This window comes from Legionella sp. PATHC039 (assembly GCF_026191275.1).
In the GTDB taxonomy this organism is placed as follows: domain Bacteria; phylum Pseudomonadota; class Gammaproteobacteria; order Legionellales; family Legionellaceae; genus Legionella; species Legionella pneumophila.
The window spans coordinates 2,551,078-2,573,796 of the sequence record NZ_JAPHOP010000001.1 but is presented as its reverse complement, the minus strand read 5'-3'; the positions used below and the strand labels follow the sequence as shown (position 1 = coordinate 2,573,796).

Sequence of the window (22,719 nt, the reverse complement as noted above, 5' to 3'; positions counted from 1 at the left end):
ACAATGAGCTCATTTAAATTCCTAAATGAGCAAGGCATGAAACCTACTGATAAAAAACACTGGTCTAAAATCGAATATCTACACCAAAGCGTAAAAAATCCAAACATACATATCAAGGGTAAACATAGCTATTATAGCGATGCCTGGACTGGTAGTTTCGAGCAAACCGTTGTCCGGTATCTTTATGGAGATGAATACAGTTTAAAAACCTGGCAACCACAATGGCCGATTGATCAATTATATATTGGTGATTATGTCTGTATTGCTGCTGAAGTGATAATTTTGTTAGGTGGAAACCATAATCACCGAGCAGATTGGTTTTGTTTGTATCCATTTGCAGATAAATATGTAGAGGCTTATCAAGGCAAAGGCCATACTATTATTAAGGGTGGTGTCTGGCTTGGCATGCGTGCTGTTATTATGCCAGGCGTTACTATTGGCGAAGAAGCAATAGTGGCTGCAAGCAGTATTGTAACCAAAGATGTGGAGCCCTATAGCATTGTTGCTGGAAATCCTGCGAAACCAGTCAAAAAAAGATTTGCAGAAAACGTGATTGAACGAATTCTGGCCTTAGATATTTATTCCTGGGGCGAAGCCAAATTTAACTTATTAAAAGACTATATTTGCAGCAATAATATAGATAAATTAGAGCAGGCCAGCAGGAGCTATGATCAAAACCATACCATAGAAAGCAAATGATAAATATCAGGAAATTAAGATTAGGTGATGAATCCACCTTGGAAACTTTTTTAAAATCTCATGCTGATGAGAGCATGTTTTTACGCAGCAATCTCTATCACTCCGGGTTGTCTTATCATGATAAGCCTTTTCATGGGGATTATTTTGCTTCATTTGATAACACCAAAAAGATTAGCGGTGTATTAGCTCATTATTGGAACGGCAATGTTATTGTGCAGTGCCCTGATTTCAATGTTTTAACAGCACTAGTGGGCGCTTTTCAAAAAACGGCTACCCGAGAAATTGCAGGTATTCTCGGCGAAGATCAGCAAGGCGATGTTGTCATGAAAGAACTCCAGCTGGAGCATGTAGATTATGCTGTGAATTACCCGGATGGGTTATATGCACTTAATTTACAGAATCTGGTAATGCCTGATAATCAAGACAAATATCAACTGAAATTCGCCAAAGACTGTGATAAATGTTTATTATATGAATGGCTTAGAGCTTATCAAATCGAAGCCTTAGGTGCTGAAGAGGGCAGCTCAATTTTAAGAGAGCAAGTAGAGAGTGAAGTGAAAAATACTCTCGCAGGCAATGACCGTTGGGTTTTAGAAGAGAACGGCATCCCTGTCTCGCTATGCGGTTTTAACGCAAGACTACCGGATATTGTCCAAATTGGACCGGTATGGACACCAGTTACGTTGCGGGGGCGAGGATATGCTTGAACAGTTGTTGCGCTTAGTCTTAGTGCAGCCCAAAAAATTGGAGTGAGCCGAGCGGTATTATTTACTAATAATCAAGCTGCCGTACGAGCATACCAGGCAATAGGTTTTAATAAAGTAGGCAATTATCGATTGGCCATATTAAAAAAACCAATACTCTTAACACGTTAATTGTGAATACCTGTTAAAACAGTAAAAGTATTTATTGATAGGAAATAAAAAGATGGATATGGATATTAAACATAAGCCTTTAAAGCGTGAACTCAGTCTATTTGGCGCCACGATGATGGGGCTTGGCTCTATTGTCGGGACGGGTGTTTTTGTCAGCATCGGAGTGGCGGCGGGTGTCACAGGACCATCCGTCATTCTTGCTATTGCTTTGGCAGCACTTGTTGCTACCTGTAATGCATTCTCCAGCGCTCAACTTGCTGCAAATCATGCTGTTAGTGGAGGTACTTATGAATATGGATATCGTTATTTACATCCTGCTTTTGGCTTTACTGCCGGTTGGATGTTTTTATGTGCGAAGAGCGCCTCCGCTGCAACGGCAGCGCTTGGCTTTGCCGGTTATTTTATTCACTTGTCAGGTTTAGAGACGGTGCCTGTCATACCTATCGCTTTAGCAGTGTCTATCACGCTAATACTTTTAGTCTTAAGTGGGCTCAGAAGAACAAATACAGTGAATATTATTATTGTAATGATTACATTGATAACCTTAACCGTTTTTATAATAAGCGGATTACCTGATGTCATGCAAAGGGGAACTGCTAATCTGAGGCCCTTATTTCCTGTTCCAAAACAAGGAGGATTAAGTCATTTTTTTTATGCCACTGCTTTAATGTTTGTGGCATATACCGGTTATGGGAGAATTGCAACATTAGCGGAAGAGGTTAAAAACCCAGGAAAATTTATTCCTGCAGCGATTATTATCACTCTGATGGTGAGCGCCGTACTTTATATTCTGGTGGGTCTTGTTGCTATTGGAGCTGTAGGGGTTGAAAAACTGGCTCAAGTGACTGAAACAAACGCAACTCCTCTAGAGAGTGCGGCACAAGCCATTGGTATCCCCGGGTTGAGTGTTCTGGTCTCCATTGGGGCTTGCACGGCCATGTTAGGGGTATTACTCAATTTAATACTTGGGTTATCTCGTGTGGCTTTAGCTATGGGTAGAAAAGGAGATTTACCGAAGATTTTTTGCTATGTATCAGAAATAAGACATGTTCCTGTTTCCGCTGTCATTGGAGTTGGAGTTGTAATTATTGCTCTGGTATTGACTGGTAGTGTTGAAACAACATGGACATTCAGTGCGTTTACAGTTTTAATCTATTATGCAATTACTAACCTCGCTGCCTTGCATTTGCCTAAAGAGGAGCAATTGTATCCACCTCTGTTTGCTATCGGAGGCTTACTGTCCTGCCTTTTCCTGGCGTTTTGGGTTCCAACTGGAGTATGGATAACGGGAATCAGTTTACTTGTCCTGGGACTTCTTTGGAAAGTTATTGCCAATCGTTTTTTATAAAGGGAGAAAATATAGACATATTCATCCAAAATAAACAAGAATGTCAGAGAAAAGGAACAGCAATGATTGTTAGGATTAGGAGTATTTTACTGGTGCTGTATCTGGCATTTATTGATAATTGTTTTAATGGCGGCCTTTGGTTCTATTGAAAAGATAACCAGGGTGTGTTCAACATCGAACAATGTTGGACTAAAATAATCCAACATTGTTTTCGTCTTATTGCATGGTTCTTGATATTGCTTTTCCAGTTGCTTTAATATCTTGTTTAGCTCCTGTTACAGTCCCCTTGACAGTGTGGCATGCTGCTAATAGAGCAATGCTGATACTGAGAGTCCCTAACTTGATTAAATTCCTTTTTAAGTTAAACATAACTCCTCCTTTATGCTTATGATTCACTTGAATTTTAAATGCCCGTTTTTTACTTGCCGTTGCATGTCTTGGATAAGCGGAAGCACGCAGGTCTTTAAACGAGTCATATAAAAATCAAATAATTACGTTTGTATTTTTATTTAATTTTCATAAAAAGAATTCTTTACATAAAGAATAGAAGAGTATTCTTAATTTTCAAGATACAATTTCTATCCAATGAAAAAGCCAGAATTTACGAAAAAAGTAATCGCAAGAATTTGCTCTTATTACAAAATTATTTGTAGGTAATAAAACTGATACGCCCCGTTCGCTCCAAACGAGCTTCTTTCACTGTTGTCAAATCGCTTGCATTTAATTTTTCTCTGAAAACTTGCCTCAAATCTTCTTCAGTCACTTGATGTCTTTTCAAAGCACTCCAAATGAGCTGTCCATCTTGTATTAATAGTACCGATTTCCCTTTAACCAGTTTTCCAAATCCGTGGGAATAAAAGGAGCAAATAGCAAAGACCCAATGTAAAAAAATAAGTAAACTACTCCCAGCCATTGCAGATATTAAAGTAGAGTTGCCATTAATTGCACGACTTAACACGGCTCCAATGACAAATAGAAAAATATAATCAAATGTTGTTTCAAAATTGTATCGGGTATTGCCAACACGGATGATAAAAATTGCGAAAACATAGATAATAAAAGTTCTTATAAAAAGATATAAAAGGTTTGGATCGGAATTAATCTTATGGAGGTAGTCAAGCCACATATCTGTTTCAACAAATCTCTTATCCTAAAACTATAAATAGAATTGCTTTTCTTTTGCAATAACTTTATCAAATTTTAAATTGATTGCTTTTGAATGCTTGTCTGGATAGAGAGTTAATATATACATCAATTTCGGCAGATAATTCTCTATCCAGGCACATAAAACCTTATTTTCTCAAATTAGTTCTGATAATTAATTGATATTCACGTCGTTTTTTCTTTCATAAAGAGTTCATTAAGCTTATCTTCGTAAAAATGATAATTTAATACCTGATACAACTCTTCGCGAGTTTGCATCTCTGCGAGAATATCTTTTTGGCTGCCGTTTTTGCGGATTGTGTCGTAAACCTTTTCTGCAGCGGCACTCATTGCCCGAAATGCACTTAAAGGATAAAGAGCCAGGCTAACTCCTGCTTCTTTTAATTCTTCCAGCGTAAATAATGGAGTGACTCCAAATTCAGTGATGTTCGCCAATACCGGAACATTAGATTGCTCAGTTAGTGCCTGATATTCCTCAAGTTTACGTACTCCTTCGAAGAAAATCATATCTGCTCCGGCTTCAATATAAGCACTAATTCGCTCCAGTGCCTTATTTAAACCTTCATTCGCCAGGGCATCAGTTCTTGCCATAATAACAAAATCAGGATCAGTTTTCGCATCCACGGCGGCCTTAATACGATCTATCATTTCTTCCTTTTCAACCAATGCCTTACCCGGGCGATGACCACATCGTTTCGCTTGAACTTGATCTTCAATATGTACCGCTGCTGCCCCAGCTTTAATCATTTCTTTGATAGTCCGTGCGATGCTAAAGGCTCCACCCCATCCTGTATCAATATCGACCAGGAGGGGCAAATCAACGGCACTCATAATGCGCCGTACATCTTCGAGTACATCATTTAATGTGGTAATACCCAGGTCTGGTAAGCCGTAAGAGGCATTAGCTACTCCTGCTCCTGAAAGATAAATTGCATGAAATCCTGCTCTTTTGGCTTGCAAAGCGGTATAGGCATTAATTGTTCCTACAACTTGCAATGGTTTTTCTTTCATTAAAGCTTCCTGTAGTTTTTTTCCCTGGCTGTATCGAAAATTTGACATTTGGTTTCCTTGTTTTGCCTAAGATGAGAATTTATCAGGACTTACGAAAAATCCCAATCTCTTTGTTAAAAAAAGTTTTTAATTCGGTCATTTAGTTTATCTAAACTCCCTCATTAAAAACATTTTTTGCTTTGATCTTGGGGTTTTTCGTAAGTCTGGTTTATTTGATTTTTACGTTCTTTTGGATATTTTTTCAAATTTCTGGAAATGCACAGCAAACGACATCCAAAGCTTGAAAAGCTTATAGATCATGTACCAAAGACAAGCTTGTTTGCCTGGTATCATAACGAGAGATGGCAAAAATCAACTACAAATCATGAATAACCCAAACATTTGGCTCAATATATATTCCAAGGTTCAGTTAAATACTAGGGATTATGTGGCCGTTACTATGGATATTTATGCTGTGCAGTTAAATAATCAAGAGCATGGCATGGTCTCCAATTATGCTTCGCAATCACTAAAAAGTTATGCTGATGACACAGTATCTCCCGATTTGAAATAACCAATTTTTGTGTTTGCTTGCTAATTCAAGCAGTTTGGTGGACCGAATATTTGAAAAACAGGAGGTGATTCATTGACATAAAACCAAGATAAGCCTAAATTTAAATCAAAAAGACATAAAATTGATCTCAAATTGGATATTATAATGATTGATTTTAAAATAAATTCCCAACCTGATGATGAATCTTGCGGGCCAACCTGTTTACATGCCATATATCAACATTATGGCTTGGATATCAGTTATGAAGAGGTGGCAAGTCAGGTAGAGAGTTTTTTATCTGGTGGAACAATAGCGCCCATGCTTGGTAAACATGCCTTGCAATTGGGATTTAAAGTGACCCTTTATGTCAATAATTTACAATTGTATGACCCGACCTGGTTTAATAGCGATGGTTCATCAAATACCAACGTTCTGAGAGAAATGCTCATGCAACAAATGAGGTATAAGCGTAACCAGTACTTTGCCCGCGGAACACATGCAGCACTTGATTTTCTGACTTTGGGGGGTGCTATCTATTTTCGATGCCTGACTGCAGAAATTTTAAAGGAATATTTTGCCAGGCAGATTCCCATATTGACAGGGCTTAGTTCAACCTATCTATATAACTGCAGTCGCGAATTATTCAACAATGAGGGCAAATCGAGGAGTGATCCTATTCGCGGCCTTCCTTGTGGACATTTTGTTGTTCTATGCGGATACAATCAAAAGCATCGTTTAGTGGTGGTCGCTGATCCTTACAAAAAGAATCCGGTTTCAGGTGATAATTATTACACCGTATCCATCCATAGATTAATTAACGCAATTATGTTGGGAGTAGTGACGCGCGATGGTAATTTATTAATTATTGAGCCGAAATACGCGTAGATGAGTTTTTATTTTTAAACGTGTACTACAAACCCATGCTTGGTAGTGAAAACCATGAGTTTCATACACTTCCTCTTTTCAGTTACCATTTACGAATGGCTATTGCTATGCAGCTAAAACCAAATAAATGATTATGACTTACCCGGTACAAGGGATTCGAATATATATGGCGTTGACTGAAGTTTATAAGAATGGGCTATGCAAAGGATTTGACCAATGCGTAGTGACTAAGATCTTCAATTGTGTCTGAATTTGATTTGTTCAAAATCGACGAACTATACTTAAATTGATATGTTCTTTATATTATCAATTTGGCATTACAATGAACAGAAGTAAAGAGTCAAAGACAGAAAATAGTTCATTCTTTCAGAATCATTTGAAGCTCTCTGTTGCCAAATTATTGTTCTCAGAGGGAGTGGGAGATTGGTATAAAAAAAAGGGTTATGGAGCTCAAGACACGGATAAGGATTTCTTGGCACCATTTGCTGATTTTCTTAAGCAACAAAAAACCAACCCTGAAGCCACTTATTATAACGCATTCCAGAATCTTAAATTAACATTAAACCGAGTACCCTCTCAATTGGTTTCAGGGGATTCGTGTGAATTGGAAGTTCTGACATGCGAACCAGAAGCAGATTATCCTCAAAAAACGGGCACTGGTAAACACATTGTGTATTTTCCTGGCGCAAATACCTACTATCAAGCTTGCTTTCGAGATATCAGCGCTGCGGCAAAAGAAACCGGAGCAACGGTACACGCGCTCAATTACCCAGGCATCGGGATGAGTACTGGAGAAGTTGTGGAGGCTAATGATTTAACCAACGCCGGTATTGCAGTGGTCCTGTCTTTATTAAATCAGGGTGTCAAGCCAGATGATATTGTTTTGCAAGGCGATTGTTTTGGAGCATCCGTTGCACTGGAGGTAAAAAATGAGATTGAGAAGCAAGCGGATATAAAGGTACGATTGATAATGAATAATGCATTTAAATCGTTTAAAGCAGCTGTTTCTGACTTAATTGGCAGATCTCCTTTAATTCCTTCGGTATCAAAATCCATTGTTAAAAATTTGCTGGAATTTACCGGATGGAACGTTGCCCCTGGGCAAAAGTATATCCATTCAGATCCCTACCAGTGTTATATTCAGCATGAGGGGGATCAAACCTTAACTACCGCGACTTTATCCTCCAAGGTCGCTAAATACAAGGAAGAAATAAGAACGGGGAGAACCACATCCCGCTCAAGAGATCCTGTTATTGATAAATGCCCTGAGGAATACAAGCCATATCGTGACCTTCTTGATGAGAATTGTTTTGTCAGAGTTAGAGATTCTGCAAAAGAACGGTTAGCTGCTAAATTTGGTGTGGACCGCTGCGGTGAGGTTAATGCCCATTTTGCCGATCTTTGTGAATTGGAAATGCTGGGAGGGCAATCGGTCTATGAAGGATTTGTTAATAACTATTTAGTCATGTCAGATAAATACATAAAAGCACACCCTCAAAAGGATTATGATCCTGATAAAATTAGTTTTCTTTCTTCTAATCCTATGGGCTATACCCCGAAATCAAGTTAAAGCAAGTAACCCTTTTCCCATGCTCTGCTATTGTTATGTCGATAAGGTAAGCTCATTGATAAAATCCAGTTAAAGAATAATATCACCCAAACATTCCACAATTTGGGAACAGTATTTTCTCTTCCAGTTCGGTTTCAGCCCGATGAATTAGGATGGATACAGCTTCTTTGGTATAGGCATTTACGTGTTTTAGATGTTGATCGAGTTTGGGCGCTTGGCTTGCCAGAAAAGGGAATTGCAAGCATTGATGAGCTTAATAACTAGTTATCAACAATTTGATTGCTTTCTATTTTTATGGGTTTAACTTTTCTCAAAGGTCATAAGAATGGGGCAAGGCGAAGAGCTGGTTTCTATACATTTTGTTACTAAGAGTGAAAGTCTATTCCGAGCCTCGGTTAATTCATTAATTTTTAAATTAAGTTTTTCAATACGCCTTTCAGCCATATCTCTTACTCGCTCTCGATCATTTGTAGCATCAAACTCCAATAGTTCTTTTATTTCTTTTAAAGTAAAGCCAGCTTTTTTGGCTAAAAGGATAAACCTTAAGCGACTTATATCATCGTCACCATAACGCCTTATTTTTTCAGCCCCAAGTTCTTTGTCAAGCACAGGAACATGAAGCAGTCCTTGGCGTTGATAATAACGCACGGTTTCAATGCCAACTCCACATAATTTAGCAAATTCACCAATTTTTTTATTATTCATTACTTGACCCCGTACTATAGTACGGAGTCTATATTACTATTTATAGGCCATTAATCATAGGGGATAGAAATGAACCATACCTCAACTAAAAAAGCAGTTTTGTATCGCATGGTGATAGAGCACCATCTTTGCCCTTATGGTCTCAAAGCCAGAGATTTGTTAAAACGTCAAGGCTATGAGGTAGAAGATAATTGGCTAACAACCCGTGAACAGGTCGATGCGTTTAAGGATAAACACAATGTAAAAACCACACCTCAAATTTTTATCAACGATGAGCGTATAGGGGGTTATGATGATTTACGGCGTTACCTTGGAAAGAAAGTAAGAGATGCAAAAGAAAAAAGTTATCGCCCCGTCCTAGTGCTGTTTGCGATTACTGCTTTAATGGCGATGGCAGTGAGTTATGCTCGCTTTGCTAACCCTTTTACACCACATGTTTTAAGCTGGTTTATTGCATTTAGCATGGCAGTTCTTGCTTTATTAAAGCTTCAGAATATCGAAAGCTTTTCAACCATGTTTTTAAACTATGACCTCCTGGCCAAACGTTGGGTTCCTTACAGCTATATTTACCCATTTGCTGAAGCTTTAGCAGGGATATTAATGATTGCAGGAGTGTTAAATTGGCTTTCTATACCAATTGCCTTATTTATTGGAACTGTAGGTGCTCTTTCTGTTTTTAAAGCGGTTTATATCGACAAGCGCGAGCTTAAATGTGCCTGTGTGGGTGGTGATAGCAACGTACCTTTAGGATTTATTTCTCTCACTGAAAATTTAATGATGATAGGAATGGCTTTATTCATGTTGATTATGTCATTCAACTAGCAAGCGTAGCCCTGATGAAGTGGAACGAAATCTGGGAGTATGACTGCGCTTGCTTCAGGGCTACACTAGCTATACACTGTCAAAATATAGAAAGTTGATCATCGAGCTATCGATATCCAGGGTTGTTAAAGTTCTCTTAAGATAAACCTTGTATAATGAACTTTTTTTATATTTATTCCAGTTCTGCCAGATGAGTAAAGAAATCAAGAAGAACCTACAGAACAATAATTCAGCCTTTGTCTACTTGCGCAGTACGGGGCTCGCCACAAACTCTCTATCGAGCATTCTGCAGTACATGACGCGCATCATTGTACTTACGGAAAGCGCGGGCATTGCCCTGGGCATTCTGGGAGCGCTCTTTTCAGTCATTGGTTTTGTAAGCAGTAACATTGCAAGAATACTTGATCCAACAGCCTCTAAATTAAGTCGCGTCATGTCGGCTGGTATTCTCGTTGCATCTGCTGCAGGGGCGATACCACTAATCTATCTGGGAACGTTATTCCCTGCGATGTGGGTATATCTTGGTATAGGCATGATGGGACTGGGCGTACTTAATTCGTCATACTACCTTTATTCGGACGTGCGTAAGGAAAATGCACTCATAAATCAGTATAAAGATAACCCTGAGCAATATGTGGAAAGTATTAAAGAAAAGCGACAAGCCCAGTACGAAAAACTTCTCAACACGCGGCTCGACGACAAGCAAACACGAGTGCTGCTAGTTTTTAAGCTTTACCAGCTTGACAAGAAATTAGCCTTTGCTAAACAAGAGGGGCTAGCTAAACTTTACGACATCGCATGCCATCGCAAGCACACCCACAGTCTGGAGAGCTTTATTGAACTTGGCACTTCTCTTACAAGCCTTATTGTTGGGGTGTTAGGCCTGTTTTGGGGAATCGCTGCCTGGCCAATTGGCCCCATATTGCTCGGTATATCTTTGGCTGTATTCTGTGTAAGCCTATCAAAGTCGGCGATACAGTTTTATAGAAAAGTTAATAAAAACAATGCACTTTTAAAAGAAGTTCTCTCAAATGATAGTTACATATCACTTGTTGATGCGAATCTGGACAACCATTATGACATCGAAGAGATGGGCACTGTGGAAAAAACAAAAGAGAAGGTTTGTACGCATGAGATTTCACAAGAGTCTGCGCTCTCGAAAGACCAAGAACATAAAGAACATTATACCAAACTCTTCCAGCCTGTGAATAAAACCGCTCTCAGGCCAAACGATGAAAAGACGGACGAGCTAAGCTGCAAGCCGGTTCTACTCCAAAGGTAGTGGCACTATAACCCGGTTGTAGTAATCTAACTCTTTGACTCCGCAATCAAAAGAGGATTAATGAGTATGTTTTTGCAGGCACAAGAGCAGCAGGTCATATCATTGAACCACGTAAGCAAATGGCTAATGTAACCAAGCTCTCAGACATTCGTTTTACGGTTCATGATTTAAGACGAACTCTTATCACTATTGCCGAGGGGCTGGATATCTCGGCTTATGCTTTAAAGCGTTTAAGAAGACCCATGCAACAAATTACTGATTATTTTATGAAGGTGTATGGGTATTCAACCTTCGGCAACCCTTTTAGAAATCCAACCGCAACAGGGAGTAAAATGTGAAAAATGGAATCAAAATTCATAACGATTTATTTGATTAAGTAATATTTAGTTACTATGTGGATATCATTCGCTCCTTAAAAGCTCTCATCCCTTTGAAGATTGGATCTGCAATCTTTTCTGGGAAGTGGTTTGGTAATTGTGTTGAGACCTCATCGATAGCAGAATCAATACGGTCAATCACTTGTTCAAAAATTTGAGCTGCTTTAATTTTAGAATATTGAACGTATTTTGCTGTTTCAATAAAGTGTCTTTTTTGAATACCGTCAATCTTGTAATGACTATTTTTACCATATAAAGCCATTGCCATTTTCAATTTCTTAAAGGATAGCTGTTTTTGTTCCACGATAGGATAGGCTGAAATGATGTCGTATAAGGGGGTGAGTTGGTAACCGCCTTGTGGTTGTATACTTATACTGAAGTTTTTGGCATGCGCATCAATAGCACCAAGGCACCAGTAAACAACTTGTGCTCTGAAAAATTCATCTCTGTCTTTTTGAGGCTGCTGTGAGCCATTAAGTAGCGGCATAATTTCTTTAATACCGGGGCCACCATCTGACTGATATTTTAAATTTGGTGAATAACCCAACGCTTGGCATAGGTCTTCTTGCGGTAACCTGAGTATATAACGGTTATCTCGACTCCATTTTCTATCAAATCTTTCGACAACCAGCACCTTTTCATCTTCGAATTGTAAGATTTTTGATTTTGCAACCTCTAAACCAAATTTGCTGGCTAGTAGTAAACAGAGATGCTCATTTTCACAACTCTCACTTAAATCAATTCCTTGATGTGGTAAATATCCAATAGGTAATTTGAATATGTGAGTTGTTGGTGTAGGTCCAAATGGTTTATGCCATTCATTTTGATAATATAGAAAAGCCGTTTTTTCCTGAGCACCGGCTATTGAGATTCTAAACTCATCATCCTCTTTATCCATTCCCAGTGGTGAGGTTTGGTAAGAACGTAAAGTACGAGCTATCTCGGCCTCACTGACAACGTGACTTTCAATGCTTAGACGCTGTGTCTGAGGAATACGTTCAACAATTTGTATTGCACCAACACAATCACTGCCAATTAACGCCAATAAATCAAACGGTCGCGATGATTTTGCCTGAAAACGAGCTTGAATTCTCGCTCTTATCTGTGGATTATCGGGAAGTAAATTATCAAAAAAGTTATAAACAACTTCTCCTGAAAACCTTTGATTTATTAACGGTAACGATAAAGAAACTGGGCGTGAATGCGGCTTAGAAATCCAGTCAGCAACGTAGGAAAAATTCAAACCACCTGCATTATCCTGGGTAAGCTCCCCCACGAGCTCATTGTTCATCAATATGTATAATTTACGCATTACCATTCTATCTCTTCATGAGTTTTCTGCCCTTTTTCAACAAGACTAATGTTTAAATTTAGGGCGGACAATATCCTAAACAGGGTATCAATTCGACTATTGTCGGGGCTATTTTCAAATTTTGATATGGTATCCTGTTTTAAGCCGACTAAATCGGCAACTTCAGATTGACTCATTTTGAGTTGTTTGCGCTTGTCATTTAAATATAATGCTAAATCTTTTGCTGAGCTAATGATCATCGATTTCCTCTTTTTACCCCTAATCGCCAATAATATTAACTATACCCTCAAGTGCGGGTAAAATCAATTGTACCCGCATTTGAGGGTAAAAAATGATTGAATATGCAGAGTTTACACTGATAAAGCAACTGGCCATGCATCAATTACGACACAAGCTGTGTCACAATTACCATGGGAACACATTGTAGCCCTAATGCCAATGGTTAAAAGAGGCGCGGGACAAATGGGACACGTGGGATCCCGTACAATTAATGAACTAAACGCGCCCCACCTTATTTTTCAACTTTGGGACGCATGGGGCACATCCATTTTTTAAAGACTTTCAGTAACAGTTAATATTATTCAATAACAAACTGCTCCAAAATGAAAGATCTTGGTAAAACAAATTTGTCATTTTTATTTGTGACAGTGACTGGAAAAAATAAAAACAATAAGTTATCATATAAGATAACAAAGGATTTAATAATAAATGTCTTGGATTGTTGAATTTTATAATGAGTCTGTTGAGGAGGCCATACTTACAATGCCGCCAAAAATTCAGGCTCGAATGATTAAACTTTTGGAATTGATTGAAACACATGGCGCTAATCTTGGGCCTCCTCATACTGAAGCGATGGGTGATGGGTTATTTGAGATTCGCGCAAAAGCCCAAGAAGGAATCGGGCGTTCGCTTTATTGCTATATGAAGGGAAAGCATATTGTGGTTTTGCATGCATTTGTAAAGAAAAGTGCAAAAACTCCAAAGCCAGATTTGCAATTAGCTCTCAAAAGAAAGCGGGAGGTAGAAAAATGATGAAACTTAAAACATTAAAGGCTAAAGCGTTAAAAAATCCTGAAGTAAAAGAAGCATACGATGCTTTGGAATCTGAATTTGCCTTGATCGATGCGTTACTGACGATGCGTCAAAAAGCTGGATTAACTCAAGAAGAGTTGGCTGAGCGAATGGGGACAAAAAAAGGGAATATTTCTCGACTGGAAAAAGGAAATACTAATCCAAGCTGGAATACTTTAGAGAAATATGCACATGCTTGTGGATTTGATATTTCAATGGCAGTAAAGAGAGTCGCTTCATAATTTTTTGATTCATATTCATAACATTTCTCAAGATTAAATAAATTCCAAATATTCTAGTATGGCTAGATTATTTGGAATATTTATAAACTCAAATTATTTTTTGGTTCAAACAATATCATTTAGTAACACCATTTCTAATCATATTGACTATCCGGATGACACACCTAAAATGAGCATACCGCATGGTTTTAAGGATGATTAGTGTGAGTTTTTTATTCGCCAATGCCCATGAATTAGCGGCATTACTGGAGCTACCCTACATACAAAGAGTCGTTTATTTGATGGGTATTCGCCCATACATGGACAGAGAAAGTTGTATCGTAGGCATCAAGCGCAGGATCAGTTATCAATCACTGCGTGAAACTCTTTATGTTGGCCCGATTGCAGGTGTTAAAACTGGCAGTCCAAGTCTTCAGCAAATGAAACGAGCTGTTAAATCTCTTGAACGTGCTGGACTTATTGAGATTCAGTCCACTGAAAGGCACTTGATAGTAAAGTGTATTTAGGCCGAATTGGATAACCCTGCTCAAAAGAAGGCCGTACCGAAGCCGAACCTTTATCCCGACCCACCTCAGAAGTCAGAAGATTATAATTATATTTATATGTGTAGCAAATTTGAAAAATTTTGGAAAAATTATCCACATCTCGTTGATAGGGAAGCGGCTTTTTATCAATTCAGAGAACTTAATCCTGATGATAAGTTATTTGAAAAGATTATGGCGGGATTACATGGGCAAATTGAAAGTTACAATCTTCTGGTGATGTTAAGTGAATGGGTGCCGAAGTGGAAATATCCATCTAACTGGCTAGCCAAAAAATGTTGGCAAACAGATCCGTATGTGTTTGAGCAATCATTACCAGTTGTACATGACTTGGAAAATCAACAGGTAGGCATTCAAGAAGACTGCAGACTGGATAATACTTAACTTCATAGATGGAGGAAGCTCAATAACTGCTAATGCACTGCACTTTGAGAAAGAAGAATAACGTCACTATGATCTATTATTTTCTGCGTCACTGCAATTTTCCAGCAGTGACGCAGAAAAATCACTTTAATATTCCCCAGTAAAATCAAGGTATTCCGCTATTTTGTCCGATCCCGCCTATCGGGATTGGACATATTTTTTATTAACACGATTGCTATACTGTATTTAATTCGCTACTCATTATGAAGGAATTTTTTAAGCGATACAAGATGACCTTGGGTAAGTACCCGGGGATTGGTTTAAAAGAAGCACGTGAGCTAATGCAGGATGCGGAACATTTAAAAGAACAAGGCATTAATCCGATAGAATATGCTAAACAGCAACAAGCCAAATCTGACAACACTGTAAAAAAGTTGGCCTTAAGTTGGTATATAGCTAATTCCATATAAAATGCTCATGTACAATATTTCTGAAAAAGTTCATTTATAGAACACTGGTGCTGTCTTCTAATTGCTTTAGCCTGGGCCCACTTATGCTCTATGGGATTGAGATCTGGAGAATAGGGAGGAAGAAACTCCAGAGTATGTCCTGCATTGTCGATTAGTTGCTTTGTTGATGCTTTTTTATGAAAAGCTGCATTATCCATAATGATAACACTGTGCGGAGGAAGCTTAGGTAATAAATCTTGCTCAACCCATCCTTCAAATACATCACTATTTATTGTCCCATCAAAAAGACTCACACTGAGTAGCGAATTATCAAGTAATGCACCTATAGCATTAGTGCGTCCACGAGCTCCCCAATCTTGAGTACCATGACAACGCTCTCCTTTGAAAGAGTATCCATGTGTTCTGGGCATATCATGCGCAAATCCACTTTCATCCAGATAAACCAGTGGACGGGAAGTTAACTGGTATCTTTGAATCTTATTCTGGAACAATAATCGCTTTTCGGCGTCTGCTTTTGGATGGGACAATGTTTTTTTTATAGGTGACACCTAGACGTTTCAATGCCCAATATATTCCTGTCTTACTGGCTCCAAGTCGCTTGGCTCGTTCATGATAATAACTATCAGGGTAGATGCTTACATCCGCTTTTAAGGCATCCATATCGATCTTTGTTGCAGGCTTATTACGTGTCCTTTTTGGCTCTAGTCCCTTATTCCAGCGAACTAAACTGGATTTGCTTATTTTAAATCGTAATGAGGTTTCATCATAACTTAACTGTTCTTCTGCTTTTATCTTTAATATATGGCGCCTAAAATCTAAGGAATAAGTCATAAATAATTGATTATATTCAATTTATATGAAATTAGCTATACCCATTATGTCGAAAAACATTTAAAATGTCCTTTAACAGTTAAAAAGCAAATAGACGGTGATATCACTATGCTGTTGGGTGATTGGGTTTTGGATGAACTGGAAACCAAGCATATCACTCATGTGCTGGATAAAATCGTCAAACGGGGGGCAAGCGTGCACGCAAACCGCGTTTTAAGCTCGCTCAAGCAAATGTTTGGTTATGCGGTAAGGCCGGGGCACTATGAGTACCAATCCAGCCTCTAACATTCGCGCAAGAGATATTGGGGGTCATGAGAAACCAAGAGAGCGTGTTTTAAGTCTGGAAGAAATCAAATCTCTCTGGCTATTTCTGGACAGTAATGACTCTCACATGGCACCACAAACTCGCATTGCCATTAAGATTATTTTACTGACAGGTGTGCGTACTGCTGAGTTGCGTTTGGCACAATGGAGTGAAATCAATTTTGACGAGTCACTTTGGACTATTCCTGCCATTTATTCCAAGGCTAGTATTGTTCATAAAGTTCATCTTAGTGATTTGACCAAACAGTTATTGCAACAACTCAAATCCATTAGTCGGGTGTGACCTCGCATTAATGTATACCTAAGAGAAATGCTCCCTTCTGATTAGACCATTTTAATATCTTATTGATCTTTTATTCTTCAATTAATTCAAGTATAATTCCTTTCCAAGTTAAGCTTACAGTAATAACAAGGTGAAAGGTATGGAAAATAAATTTGAATTTCTTGGTCAATCACCCCAAGACATGGGGACTGAAACAGCATCCCATTTACCCACCACTGATTTAATAAGACTTTCTATGACATCGAAGGGACATAGGGCTTTCTTTACCCCCATATTAGAGGAACGTAAAGTGCTACAAAAATTCTTACACCATGTAGTGCGTGGAGAGCATGATGCGGTTAAAGAGATCTTAAAGAAAGACATCAATTTAATTTTTAAAAAGGATCAAGTAACCGATTGCTCTGGTCGCACTTTTCATTTTATTAGTGGTTTTGAATATGCGCTTTGGGCCCTTGATAAACATATGTGGATCATGATGCTCGATTGTATACCCAAAAATGAAGATAGCAAAAAGGTTTGGGCAAAACTGTGCTCTCAATATGACCATGTTGAGACAAAAGGAGTAACTTATAAGCTGAATGGAGCCCCCATCACCGAAAAACATTTTGATTTTGAAAACACCATTATTAAAGAGCTACAAACGCAAGTTAATTCGATAAACGCACCAGGAAATAAAAATTGGGATGCCATTGATAAACAATGGAGAGAAGGTGTTGGTGGTGCACAAATGCTGTTGCCTATGCATGGTGTTGATGAGTACTGTTCTAATGAGCCCTTTTATCCTGTGCCAAAATTTACCTTGCAGCCTAAATCATCAAGGCAATTTTATAATTGGATAACTGAAAAGCTTGAAAGTTGGTTTAGTGTTGATTCTAAGTTGTCGGTTGATTTTGCAATATATAAGGCTCCCCGCCACAGCACGGCGGCGATTTGCGCCGTAGGAGTGGCCTTGGGCGGCGATTTGGATGCCATGTCGGCATTATGTAAAATAAGAACAAAGGATTTTATCGATCTCAAATCGCTACTTGAGGAGCAAATGACGGTTGATAATCAACCCCAAGTTTATCAAATGTGACCGATTTAGCACCATGTCGGTGAAGAAGCCCGGTGGCGTAAACCGCCACGTGCTCATCCCGGCATGAGCCTAAAAACCATAAAAGCAAATCCTGGTATAACCAGTGCGCTGCTGTTCTCACCCACCACGTACACCATCGATGCAATTAACTGATGATTCGTCGGGGAGAAACCCCATCTTTGACCATCCACTTAACTTGCTCGCGCGCTTTGCGTAACGTTCTTGCATGAGGAGCAAAATGTGTTTGCAAAAGAGGCTGCTCTTCTGGTTGCCAAATTGTCTCTAACCCCCCCCGATTTGGGTAGATTTCGATCTATTTGTGCGTTAATAACATTCAAAGCAGCCTGTGTCATTGTGGTGTTATCCAAAGGTCGTGTCTGTGGATATTGGATGCCTAAAAAATGAAAGCCTTTATCAATTGACCCGATACGTGTCTTTTTTCCTGACAAGCGTAGACGCCTTTCCTGTAATACCTCCATTAGACGCTGCTTACAGCGATTGAGACTGCGCTTGGTTTGGCATAGCATAAGGATATCATCCTGATACCGAAAGTAAGCCACATCCATTTCATTGAATGCATCATCTAAGGGCTTGAGATAAAGTGCACTAAAAAATTGGGATAAAGGGCCGCGTAACGCAATGCCTGTATCTGGATTCTTATAACCTCTTGGTGTTTCAATTGGATTGACTATAATGCGTTCCAACATCAAATTCAGTTTAGGATCATGGTAATGTGCCTGAATATCCTTGACTAATTGATGATGTGAAATAGATTTATAATACGATTTAATATCCGCGCGAACAAGGTACTTTGGCCTCTTCTCTTCCAGGACTTTTTTCACTTGCTCCGTTGCATACTTTACCCCGCTTGGACCATGAAGGTGATAACAATTAGGGTTCATGACAAAAGGAAATGTGGGTTTTAATTGGTGCAGCAAAACATGTTGCAGAATACGGTCCGAAAGATGGAGTTGGTCAATCATTTCGTCTGGAAAATAACAACGCTTAAGAAATCGTGGTGTATAACTGCCATCGATAAGCGCATGAACTCCTTCAACTAACCAATCATCCAATTCTCGTGCTAAAAAATGAATGTCATGGTTGTGGTGGGCATGGTGTTTTTGTTTATGGATCTTAGCAAACAGTTTCCGGCCTATATCCAGCATTGAAGTCAGATCCCAGCGTTTCATAATTTATTTGTATCCTTGCTTCATCTGGGAATCCATTTATCTGTTTGTATTGCATCGAATACCCCATAATGAGCACTCTAACTTGACTGCCAAACCAGATTTTATATTATCGCCATTTTAAAACGGATTTGTAGTAATTGATATGGCTGATGTGATTACTGTAAATGGTGATGAGTTAGTGTTGCAAGTACGAGTTAAACTTGATGGTTCCATGCTGAATATGGAGGAGACCATTCAATCCGCAGTCAATGAAGTGGGTAGTCTTGCAACAGCAGAGGCGTTAAAGCGGTTTGATACAACTGGGGCACCTATTCAAATAGGCAATGTCCGGATGACGAGTAAAGGAAAAGTCCGAAAATGTTATGAAACACCTTATGGTGCTGTTCACTTGGAGCGTTACGTTTATCAAACCTCATCTGGAGGAAAAACCTACTGTCCTTTAGATGAACGAGCACGAACTATTATCAGTTCAACGCCACGATTTGCCAAGCAAGTTTCTAGTAAATACGCACAACTCAGCGCACAAGAGGTCATGGATGATTTTAAAACCAATCATGGCCGTCCAGTAGCCCGTTCTTTTCTACAAAATATTGTGGATGTGGTGGGCTCAATTGCTCAAGCTGTGGAAGCAGACTGGATGTATGAAACGCCCAAACTTGATGACGTCGTTACTACGGTATCTGTGAGTCTTGATGGCACTTGTGTGCTCATGGTCAATGAAGGTTGGCGAGAAGCCATGACAGGAACAATTACTTTGTACAATAACACTGGAGAACGGTTGCATACTATTTATTTAGGGGCAGCCCCAGAATATGGCAAGGCGAACTTTTTGGAGCGTCTTGAGCGAGAAGTGTACCGCATTAAATTACAATACCCTAATGCAATCTATGTGGGTATTGCTGATGGTGCACGAGTGAATTGGGATTTTTTAGAGCGCCATACCCAATATCAAGTGCTTGATTTTTTTCATGCAACTGAATATCTTGCAGAGGCTTCTCATGCCATGCACCCAATCGATACTTCACTTCGGAAAATTTGGCTCGAGTTAGCCTGTCACCGATTAAAACATGAGCTTAATGCAGCCTCTGAGTTGCTTAATGAAATGAGCAACATGCTACCCAATAGACAAAAACAGGGGCTTGTTGACAAACTAAAAAGTGCAATTACCTATTTTAAAAATCAAAGGCAACGAATGGATTATAACTTTTATCAAATGAGCAATTTGCCCATTGGCTCTGGCATTACCGAAGCAGCTTGCAAGACTCTTATTAAACAGCGTCTTTGCCAGTCTGGAATGAAGTGGAAAAATCAGGGTATTTCAATGGTTCTGCATTTAAGAGCATTGATTTCAACCAAAGGTCGTTGGGAACAATTTTGGGATCGTATTAATCAAGCTGGATTAATTGGTCTGGCAGAAATTTGCTAGTTATTTATAAGAAGCAAACAGTACATTAATTCGAGGTCATACCCCATTAGTCGGTCAGAGTATGTTTTAACAGGTGCGGATTATCGCCAACCATTGACAGAAAATGCCATACCAAGGGCTATTAAACGCATACAAGAGCGTTTGGGTATTCCAGAATGGACAGCCCATGATCTGCGGCGTACTTTTGACACCCAACTAGGAGAGACGCTCCAAGTAGATCCGGTTGTAATTGAGAAATGCCTTGGTCATAAGATGCCCCGGATTATGGTAACGTATAACCGCAACGAAATGTTACCTCAGAGACAAGAGGCTCTGGAGCGTTGGGCGGTATGTATTGAAAATGTTATAACTGAAAAATTGATATTTTTGCGAAAACAAGTCGGCTAACTTGATGTTTACAAAATTAAAAACTATAATTAATTTGTAAACCTATTGAGAGGATATTAAAATGTTGGGTAATCGGATATATCGGGCACGCAAAGCGGCACGGTTAACTTTGAGAGAGTTGGCTGAAAAGGTATCTCTAAGTCATACTGCTATCCAAAAATATGAAAACAATGAAATGACTCCTGCGTCTGACATGCTTATCAAATTAGCAAAAGCGCTTGATGTCAAGGTTGAGTATTTTTTTCGACCAGAGCGATTTACCCTCCAAAATATTCAATATAGAAAACATGCTGATATGCCGGAGCATGAATTAGAGGAAATAAAAGCAAAAATTCTGGATCAAATTGAGCGGAGAATTGAGCTTGAAAGTCTGTTTCCTGTTTCTCCTATTCAAAATTTCAGGCTAGGTGAAAAAAAGTTACGCAGTTATGACGATATAGAAAAAATCGCCAATGAAGTCAGGAGGCAGTGGAATTTAGGCTTAGAACCGATAGCTAATTTAATCGATACTTTTGAGGAAAACGGCATAAGAGTATTTGAAATTGATAATCAGCTATACCCTAAATTTGATGGTTTTTCCGCACACATTAATGATCATCCGATTATTGTAATTGGAAGTAATTGGCCGGGTGATAGACAGCGATTTACCCTTGCCCATGAGTTAGGGCATCTTGTTTTATATGGTTTTATGCATCCAGATTTAGATGAAGAACGATGTTGTAATCATTTTGCGGGAGCATTTTTATTACCTAAAGAGTCTCTCGTTTTAATTATGGGTGAAAAAAGAACTTTTATTGAGCCTCGTGAACTGAGTATTTTAAAACAAGAGTTTGGAATTAGCATGTTAGCTATTCTTCATAGAGCAAAAGATGTTGGCATTATCACCAATAGTGTTTATCGTAAAATTCGAAGTACCTTTAATGAGAATGGTTGGAATAAAAAGGAACCTGGAGAGCAGTATCCAAAACAAAAAACCTATTTATTTGAACAAATGATTTTTCGAGCACTTGCAGAAGAATACCTTGGCGAATCCAAAGCCGCGGAGCTTTTAAACTTGAATGTCGAACAATTAAGAGCTATACGGTCAATGGAGTGCCATGATGCTGTTGTTAATCAGTGACTCCTGTGTATTAATTGATATTGAACAAGGCGAGTTAACCAGCTCTATGTTCAGTTTGCCTTATCAATTTGCGGTGCCTGATACCTTATTTGAGGAAGAGTTATCTGAACGGCATGCAGACCTTCAAAATTTGGGCTTAATATCAAAGTCCATGCGCAGTGAGTTAATCGCAAAAGCTTATAATTTAAGACAGCAGTATAGTCGCCCTAGCTTAAATGATCTCTTGGCTTTAATTTTAGCGGTTGATGAAACAGCCATATTACTGACAGGAGATAGAGCGTTAAGAGCAGTTGCAAAAGTTCATCAAGTTGAAGTGCACGGTACAATTTGGCTAGTGGAACAAATGATCAATAATCAATTGATAACTGCTGACGTAGCCAAAATAGCTTTTCTAAAAATGAAACACTCCGGTAGCCGGTTACCATGGAATGAAGTGGCGCGGTTATTAAAAAACCATGGCCATGACTTCTGATATTGGTTTATCAATTAGAATTTTAAAAAGCTAAGGCCGCCGTAGCGACCTTGAGTACTCCTTCTACACTGAGGTAGATGAGGCGATGTAATTTTAGCAGATAATATGGTTAATTTGCAGCATTAAGGCGGCAAACCGAAATATCTTTACTATCTCATACACAAAATACTTTGCGTACGATTTTTCTGATTTTACTGTACACAAGCTTGGTTGTGTACGCCCTACCATACACAACCCAATTACGTACGTTTTATATAAAAATAATGTACGCAAAATAATTCAACATCATTTGATATCAATCAATATCAGCATTTGAAAAGCTATTGACCGATGCAATTTTC

The 22,719-nt window shown here is 38.8% G+C and carries 29 protein-coding genes and 2 pseudogenes; 22 read left to right on the top strand and 9 right to left on the bottom strand.

Annotation, left to right across the window (positions count from 1 at the left end):
* Positions 1 to 36: 36 nt before the first annotated feature.
* The 3 genes and pseudogenes from OQI99_RS11730 to OQI99_RS11720 all read left to right on the top strand — a co-directional run bounded on the left by OQI99_RS11730 (position 37) and on the right by OQI99_RS11720 (position 2,922).
* Positions 37 to 699 (top strand): CatB-related O-acetyltransferase, encoded by a 663-nt coding sequence (locus tag OQI99_RS11730; RefSeq protein WP_265732052.1) that lies wholly within the window; start codon positions 37 to 39, stop codon positions 697 to 699.
* A pseudogene (locus OQI99_RS11725) lies at positions 696 to 1,574 on the top strand (GNAT family N-acetyltransferase). The gene OQI99_RS11730 and the pseudogene OQI99_RS11725 overlap by 4 nt, the downstream one beginning before the upstream one ends.
* 52 nt (positions 1,575 to 1,626) lie before the next feature.
* Positions 1,627 to 2,922: an APC family permease gene (locus OQI99_RS11720; RefSeq protein ID WP_265732050.1), complete on the top strand. Its 1,296-nt coding sequence runs from the start codon at positions 1,627 to 1,629 to the stop codon at positions 2,920 to 2,922.
* Between the two features lie 216 nt (positions 2,923 to 3,138).
* On the opposite strand, the gene OQI99_RS11715 is transcribed toward OQI99_RS11720, so the two are convergent.
* From OQI99_RS11715 to prpB, 3 genes are all read right to left on the bottom strand, one after another.
* Positions 3,139 to 3,291: a hypothetical protein gene (locus tag OQI99_RS11715; protein ID WP_011214339.1), complete on the bottom strand. Its 153-nt coding sequence runs from the start codon at positions 3,289 to 3,291 to the stop codon at positions 3,139 to 3,141.
* Positions 3,292 to 3,565: 274 nt separating this feature from the next.
* The gene (locus tag OQI99_RS11710) at positions 3,566 to 4,048 is read right to left on the bottom strand and encodes a DUF421 domain-containing protein (protein ID WP_265732049.1); all 483 of its coding nucleotides are present in this window, start codon (positions 4,046 to 4,048) and stop codon (positions 3,566 to 3,568) included.
* Between the two features lie 203 nt (positions 4,049 to 4,251).
* The gene (gene prpB, locus OQI99_RS11705) at positions 4,252 to 5,145 is read right to left on the bottom strand and encodes a methylisocitrate lyase (RefSeq protein WP_265732048.1); all 894 of its coding nucleotides are present in this window, start codon (positions 5,143 to 5,145) and stop codon (positions 4,252 to 4,254) included.
* Between the two features lie 250 nt (positions 5,146 to 5,395).
* On the opposite strand from prpB, the gene OQI99_RS11700 reads away from it, so the two are divergent.
* From OQI99_RS11700 to OQI99_RS11685, 4 genes are all read left to right on the top strand, one after another.
* Complete coding sequence (locus tag OQI99_RS11700; protein ID WP_265732047.1) at positions 5,396 to 5,650, top strand: hypothetical protein; 255 nt, start codon at positions 5,396 to 5,398, stop codon at positions 5,648 to 5,650.
* Positions 5,651 to 5,794: 144 nt separating this feature from the next.
* Positions 5,795 to 6,514, top strand: a complete 720-nt coding sequence (locus tag OQI99_RS11695; RefSeq protein WP_265732046.1) for a cysteine peptidase family C39 domain-containing protein — start codon at positions 5,795 to 5,797, stop codon at positions 6,512 to 6,514.
* Positions 6,515 to 6,836: 322 nt separating this feature from the next.
* Entirely contained in the window at positions 6,837 to 8,084 is a 1,248-nt protein-coding gene (sdbB, locus tag OQI99_RS11690) for a Dot/Icm T4SS effector alpha/beta hydrolase (protein ID WP_265732045.1), read from the top strand.
* 102 nt (positions 8,085 to 8,186) lie between these two features.
* A complete protein-coding gene (locus tag OQI99_RS11685) occupies positions 8,187 to 8,348 on the top strand; it encodes a hypothetical protein (RefSeq protein WP_154694792.1) in 162 nt (53 codons plus the stop codon).
* Positions 8,349 to 8,384: 36 nt separating this feature from the next.
* Here OQI99_RS11685 and OQI99_RS11680 read toward each other — a convergent pair whose 3' ends face one another.
* Positions 8,385 to 8,789: a MerR family transcriptional regulator gene (locus OQI99_RS11680; RefSeq protein ID WP_265732044.1), complete on the bottom strand. Its 405-nt coding sequence runs from the start codon at positions 8,787 to 8,789 to the stop codon at positions 8,385 to 8,387.
* A gap of 69 nt (positions 8,790 to 8,858) precedes the next feature.
* Here OQI99_RS11680 and OQI99_RS11675 point away from each other — a divergent pair, with 69 nt between their 5' ends.
* The 3 genes and pseudogenes from OQI99_RS11675 to OQI99_RS11665 form a co-directional block, all read left to right on the top strand.
* Positions 8,859 to 9,611, top strand: a complete 753-nt coding sequence (locus OQI99_RS11675; RefSeq protein ID WP_265732043.1) for a glutaredoxin family protein — start codon at positions 8,859 to 8,861, stop codon at positions 9,609 to 9,611.
* 190 nt (positions 9,612 to 9,801) lie between these two features.
* Positions 9,802 to 10,893 (top strand): lpg0059 family Dot/Icm T4SS effector, encoded by a 1,092-nt coding sequence (gene ceg2, locus OQI99_RS11670; RefSeq protein ID WP_265732042.1) that lies wholly within the window; start codon positions 9,802 to 9,804, stop codon positions 10,891 to 10,893.
* A 41-nt stretch (positions 10,894 to 10,934) separates the two neighbouring features.
* A pseudogene (locus OQI99_RS11665) lies at positions 10,935 to 11,253 on the top strand (integrase); the annotation flags it as partial.
* Between the two features lie 30 nt (positions 11,254 to 11,283).
* On the opposite strand, the gene OQI99_RS11660 reads toward OQI99_RS11665, so the two are convergent.
* A complete protein-coding gene (locus OQI99_RS11660) occupies positions 11,284 to 12,582 on the bottom strand; it encodes a type II toxin-antitoxin system HipA family toxin (protein WP_322783704.1) in 1,299 nt (432 codons plus the stop codon).
* Positions 12,582 to 12,821 carry a helix-turn-helix domain-containing protein gene (locus tag OQI99_RS11655; RefSeq protein ID WP_265732040.1) on the bottom strand — a complete coding sequence of 80 codons (240 nt, stop codon included), beginning with the start codon at positions 12,819 to 12,821 and terminating at the stop codon, positions 12,582 to 12,584. The genes OQI99_RS11660 and OQI99_RS11655 overlap by 1 nt, the downstream gene beginning before the upstream one ends.
* 469 nt (positions 12,822 to 13,290) lie before the next feature.
* Here OQI99_RS11655 and OQI99_RS11650 point away from each other — a divergent pair, with 469 nt between their 5' ends.
* The 5 genes from OQI99_RS11650 (at position 13,291) to OQI99_RS11630 (ending at position 15,270) form a co-directional block, all read left to right on the top strand.
* The gene (locus tag OQI99_RS11650; protein WP_011212715.1) at positions 13,291 to 13,614 is read left to right on the top strand and encodes a type II toxin-antitoxin system RelE/ParE family toxin; all 324 of its coding nucleotides are present in this window, start codon (positions 13,291 to 13,293) and stop codon (positions 13,612 to 13,614) included.
* On the top strand, positions 13,611 to 13,895 hold the full coding sequence (locus OQI99_RS11645; RefSeq protein ID WP_265732039.1) for a helix-turn-helix domain-containing protein: 285 nt from the start codon (positions 13,611 to 13,613) through the stop codon (positions 13,893 to 13,895). Before OQI99_RS11650 ends, OQI99_RS11645 begins: the two co-directional genes overlap by 4 nt.
* A 203-nt stretch (positions 13,896 to 14,098) precedes the next feature.
* Entirely contained in the window at positions 14,099 to 14,401 is a 303-nt protein-coding gene (locus OQI99_RS11640) for a protein LvrA (RefSeq protein ID WP_265732038.1), read from the top strand.
* Positions 14,402 to 14,497: 96 nt separating this feature from the next.
* Positions 14,498 to 14,821 carry a hypothetical protein gene (locus OQI99_RS11635; RefSeq protein ID WP_265732037.1) on the top strand — a complete coding sequence of 108 codons (324 nt, stop codon included), beginning with the start codon at positions 14,498 to 14,500 and terminating at the stop codon, positions 14,819 to 14,821.
* Between the two features lie 242 nt (positions 14,822 to 15,063).
* Positions 15,064 to 15,270 carry an integrase arm-type DNA-binding domain-containing protein gene (locus OQI99_RS11630; protein ID WP_265732036.1) on the top strand — a complete coding sequence of 69 codons (207 nt, stop codon included), beginning with the start codon at positions 15,064 to 15,066 and terminating at the stop codon, positions 15,268 to 15,270.
* 5 nt (positions 15,271 to 15,275) lie between these two features.
* Here OQI99_RS11630 and OQI99_RS11625 read toward each other — a convergent pair whose 3' ends face one another.
* Together OQI99_RS11625 and OQI99_RS11620 are read right to left on the bottom strand one after the other, a co-directional pair.
* On the bottom strand, positions 15,276 to 15,797 hold the full coding sequence (locus OQI99_RS11625) for an IS630 family transposase (RefSeq protein ID WP_265731315.1): 522 nt from the start codon (positions 15,795 to 15,797) through the stop codon (positions 15,276 to 15,278).
* Positions 15,748 to 16,101, bottom strand: coding sequence for an IS630 transposase-related protein (locus OQI99_RS11620; protein WP_061512513.1), 354 nt, complete (start codon positions 16,099 to 16,101; stop codon positions 15,748 to 15,750). Before OQI99_RS11620 ends, OQI99_RS11625 begins: the two co-directional genes overlap by 50 nt.
* 6 nt (positions 16,102 to 16,107) lie before the next feature.
* Here OQI99_RS11620 and OQI99_RS11615 point away from each other — a divergent pair, with 6 nt between their 5' ends.
* From OQI99_RS11615 to OQI99_RS11605, 3 genes are all read left to right on the top strand, one after another.
* On the top strand, positions 16,108 to 16,386 hold the full coding sequence (locus OQI99_RS11615) for a phage integrase central domain-containing protein (protein ID WP_265732035.1): 279 nt from the start codon (positions 16,108 to 16,110) through the stop codon (positions 16,384 to 16,386).
* Positions 16,364 to 16,708, top strand: coding sequence for a tyrosine-type recombinase/integrase (locus OQI99_RS11610; protein WP_265732034.1), 345 nt, complete (start codon positions 16,364 to 16,366; stop codon positions 16,706 to 16,708). Before OQI99_RS11615 ends, OQI99_RS11610 begins: the two co-directional genes overlap by 23 nt.
* Positions 16,709 to 16,847: 139 nt before the next feature.
* On the top strand, positions 16,848 to 17,783 hold the full coding sequence (locus OQI99_RS11605) for an F-box protein (RefSeq protein ID WP_265732033.1): 936 nt from the start codon (positions 16,848 to 16,850) through the stop codon (positions 17,781 to 17,783).
* A 191-nt stretch (positions 17,784 to 17,974) separates the two neighbouring features.
* On the opposite strand, the gene OQI99_RS11600 is transcribed toward OQI99_RS11605, so the two are convergent.
* On the bottom strand, positions 17,975 to 18,973 hold the full coding sequence (locus OQI99_RS11600) for a reverse transcriptase domain-containing protein (RefSeq protein ID WP_265732032.1): 999 nt from the start codon (positions 18,971 to 18,973) through the stop codon (positions 17,975 to 17,977).
* Positions 18,974 to 19,115: 142 nt separating this feature from the next.
* On the opposite strand from OQI99_RS11600, the gene OQI99_RS11595 reads away from it, so the two are divergent.
* From OQI99_RS11595 to OQI99_RS11580, 4 genes are all read left to right on the top strand, one after another.
* On the top strand, positions 19,116 to 20,399 hold the full coding sequence (locus OQI99_RS11595) for an ISKra4 family transposase (RefSeq protein WP_265732031.1): 1,284 nt from the start codon (positions 19,116 to 19,118) through the stop codon (positions 20,397 to 20,399).
* Positions 20,400 to 20,405: 6 nt separating this feature from the next.
* On the top strand, positions 20,406 to 20,786 hold the full coding sequence (locus tag OQI99_RS11590) for a tyrosine-type recombinase/integrase (RefSeq protein ID WP_265732369.1): 381 nt from the start codon (positions 20,406 to 20,408) through the stop codon (positions 20,784 to 20,786).
* 61 nt (positions 20,787 to 20,847) lie between these two features.
* Positions 20,848 to 21,906: a helix-turn-helix domain-containing protein gene (locus OQI99_RS11585; protein WP_061514550.1), complete on the top strand. Its 1,059-nt coding sequence runs from the start codon at positions 20,848 to 20,850 to the stop codon at positions 21,904 to 21,906.
* Positions 21,884 to 22,378 carry a DUF3368 domain-containing protein gene (locus OQI99_RS11580; protein ID WP_206597288.1) on the top strand — a complete coding sequence of 165 codons (495 nt, stop codon included), beginning with the start codon at positions 21,884 to 21,886 and terminating at the stop codon, positions 22,376 to 22,378. Before OQI99_RS11585 ends, OQI99_RS11580 begins: the two co-directional genes overlap by 23 nt.
* Positions 22,379 to 22,719: the final 341 nt, after the last annotated feature.

Bases quoted from the DNA above. Each gene is read 5' to 3' on its own strand.
- OQI99_RS11655 (WP_265732040.1), bottom strand. From the start codon at position 12,821: ATGATCATTAGCTCAGCAAAAGATTTAGCATTATATTTAAATGACAAG.
- OQI99_RS11710 (WP_265732049.1), bottom strand. From the start codon at position 4,048: ATGTGGCTTGACTACCTCCATAAGATTAATTCCGATCCAAACCTTTTA.
- OQI99_RS11695 (WP_265732046.1), top strand. From the start codon at position 5,795: ATGATTGATTTTAAAATAAATTCCCAACCTGATGATGAATCTTGCGGG.
- prpB (WP_265732048.1), bottom strand. From the start codon at position 5,145: ATGTCAAATTTTCGATACAGCCAGGGAAAAAAACTACAGGAAGCTTTA.
- OQI99_RS11700 (WP_265732047.1), top strand. From the start codon at position 5,396: ATGTACCAAAGACAAGCTTGTTTGCCTGGTATCATAACGAGAGATGGC.
- OQI99_RS11730 (WP_265732052.1), top strand. From the start codon at position 37: ATGAAACCTACTGATAAAAAACACTGGTCTAAAATCGAATATCTACAC.
- OQI99_RS11630 (WP_265732036.1), top strand. From the start codon at position 15,064: ATGAAGGAATTTTTTAAGCGATACAAGATGACCTTGGGTAAGTACCCG.
- OQI99_RS11720 (WP_265732050.1), top strand. From the start codon at position 1,627: ATGGATATGGATATTAAACATAAGCCTTTAAAGCGTGAACTCAGTCTA.
- sdbB (WP_265732045.1), top strand. From the start codon at position 6,837: ATGAACAGAAGTAAAGAGTCAAAGACAGAAAATAGTTCATTCTTTCAG.
- OQI99_RS11580 (WP_206597288.1), top strand. From the start codon at position 21,884: ATGATGCTGTTGTTAATCAGTGACTCCTGTGTATTAATTGATATTGAA.
- OQI99_RS11605 (WP_265732033.1), top strand. From the start codon at position 16,848: ATGGAAAATAAATTTGAATTTCTTGGTCAATCACCCCAAGACATGGGG.
- OQI99_RS11600 (WP_265732032.1), bottom strand. From the start codon at position 18,973: ATGAAACGCTGGGATCTGACTTCAATGCTGGATATAGGCCGGAAACTG.
- OQI99_RS11680 (WP_265732044.1), bottom strand. From the start codon at position 8,789: ATGAATAATAAAAAAATTGGTGAATTTGCTAAATTATGTGGAGTTGGC.
- OQI99_RS11585 (WP_061514550.1), top strand. From the start codon at position 20,848: ATGTTGGGTAATCGGATATATCGGGCACGCAAAGCGGCACGGTTAACT.
- OQI99_RS11610 (WP_265732034.1), top strand. From the start codon at position 16,364: ATGAGTACCAATCCAGCCTCTAACATTCGCGCAAGAGATATTGGGGGT.
- OQI99_RS11650 (WP_011212715.1), top strand. From the start codon at position 13,291: ATGTCTTGGATTGTTGAATTTTATAATGAGTCTGTTGAGGAGGCCATA.
- OQI99_RS11595 (WP_265732031.1), top strand. From the start codon at position 19,116: ATGGCTGATGTGATTACTGTAAATGGTGATGAGTTAGTGTTGCAAGTA.
- OQI99_RS11635 (WP_265732037.1), top strand. From the start codon at position 14,498: ATGTGTAGCAAATTTGAAAAATTTTGGAAAAATTATCCACATCTCGTT.
- OQI99_RS11715 (WP_011214339.1), bottom strand. From the start codon at position 3,291: ATGTTTAACTTAAAAAGGAATTTAATCAAGTTAGGGACTCTCAGTATC.
- OQI99_RS11675 (WP_265732043.1), top strand. From the start codon at position 8,859: ATGAACCATACCTCAACTAAAAAAGCAGTTTTGTATCGCATGGTGATA.
- OQI99_RS11620 (WP_061512513.1), bottom strand. From the start codon at position 16,101: ATGACTTATTCCTTAGATTTTAGGCGCCATATATTAAAGATAAAAGCA.
- OQI99_RS11645 (WP_265732039.1), top strand. From the start codon at position 13,611: ATGATGAAACTTAAAACATTAAAGGCTAAAGCGTTAAAAAATCCTGAA.
- ceg2 (WP_265732042.1), top strand. From the start codon at position 9,802: ATGAGTAAAGAAATCAAGAAGAACCTACAGAACAATAATTCAGCCTTT.
- OQI99_RS11660 (WP_322783704.1), bottom strand. From the start codon at position 12,582: ATGCGTAAATTATACATATTGATGAACAATGAGCTCGTGGGGGAGCTT.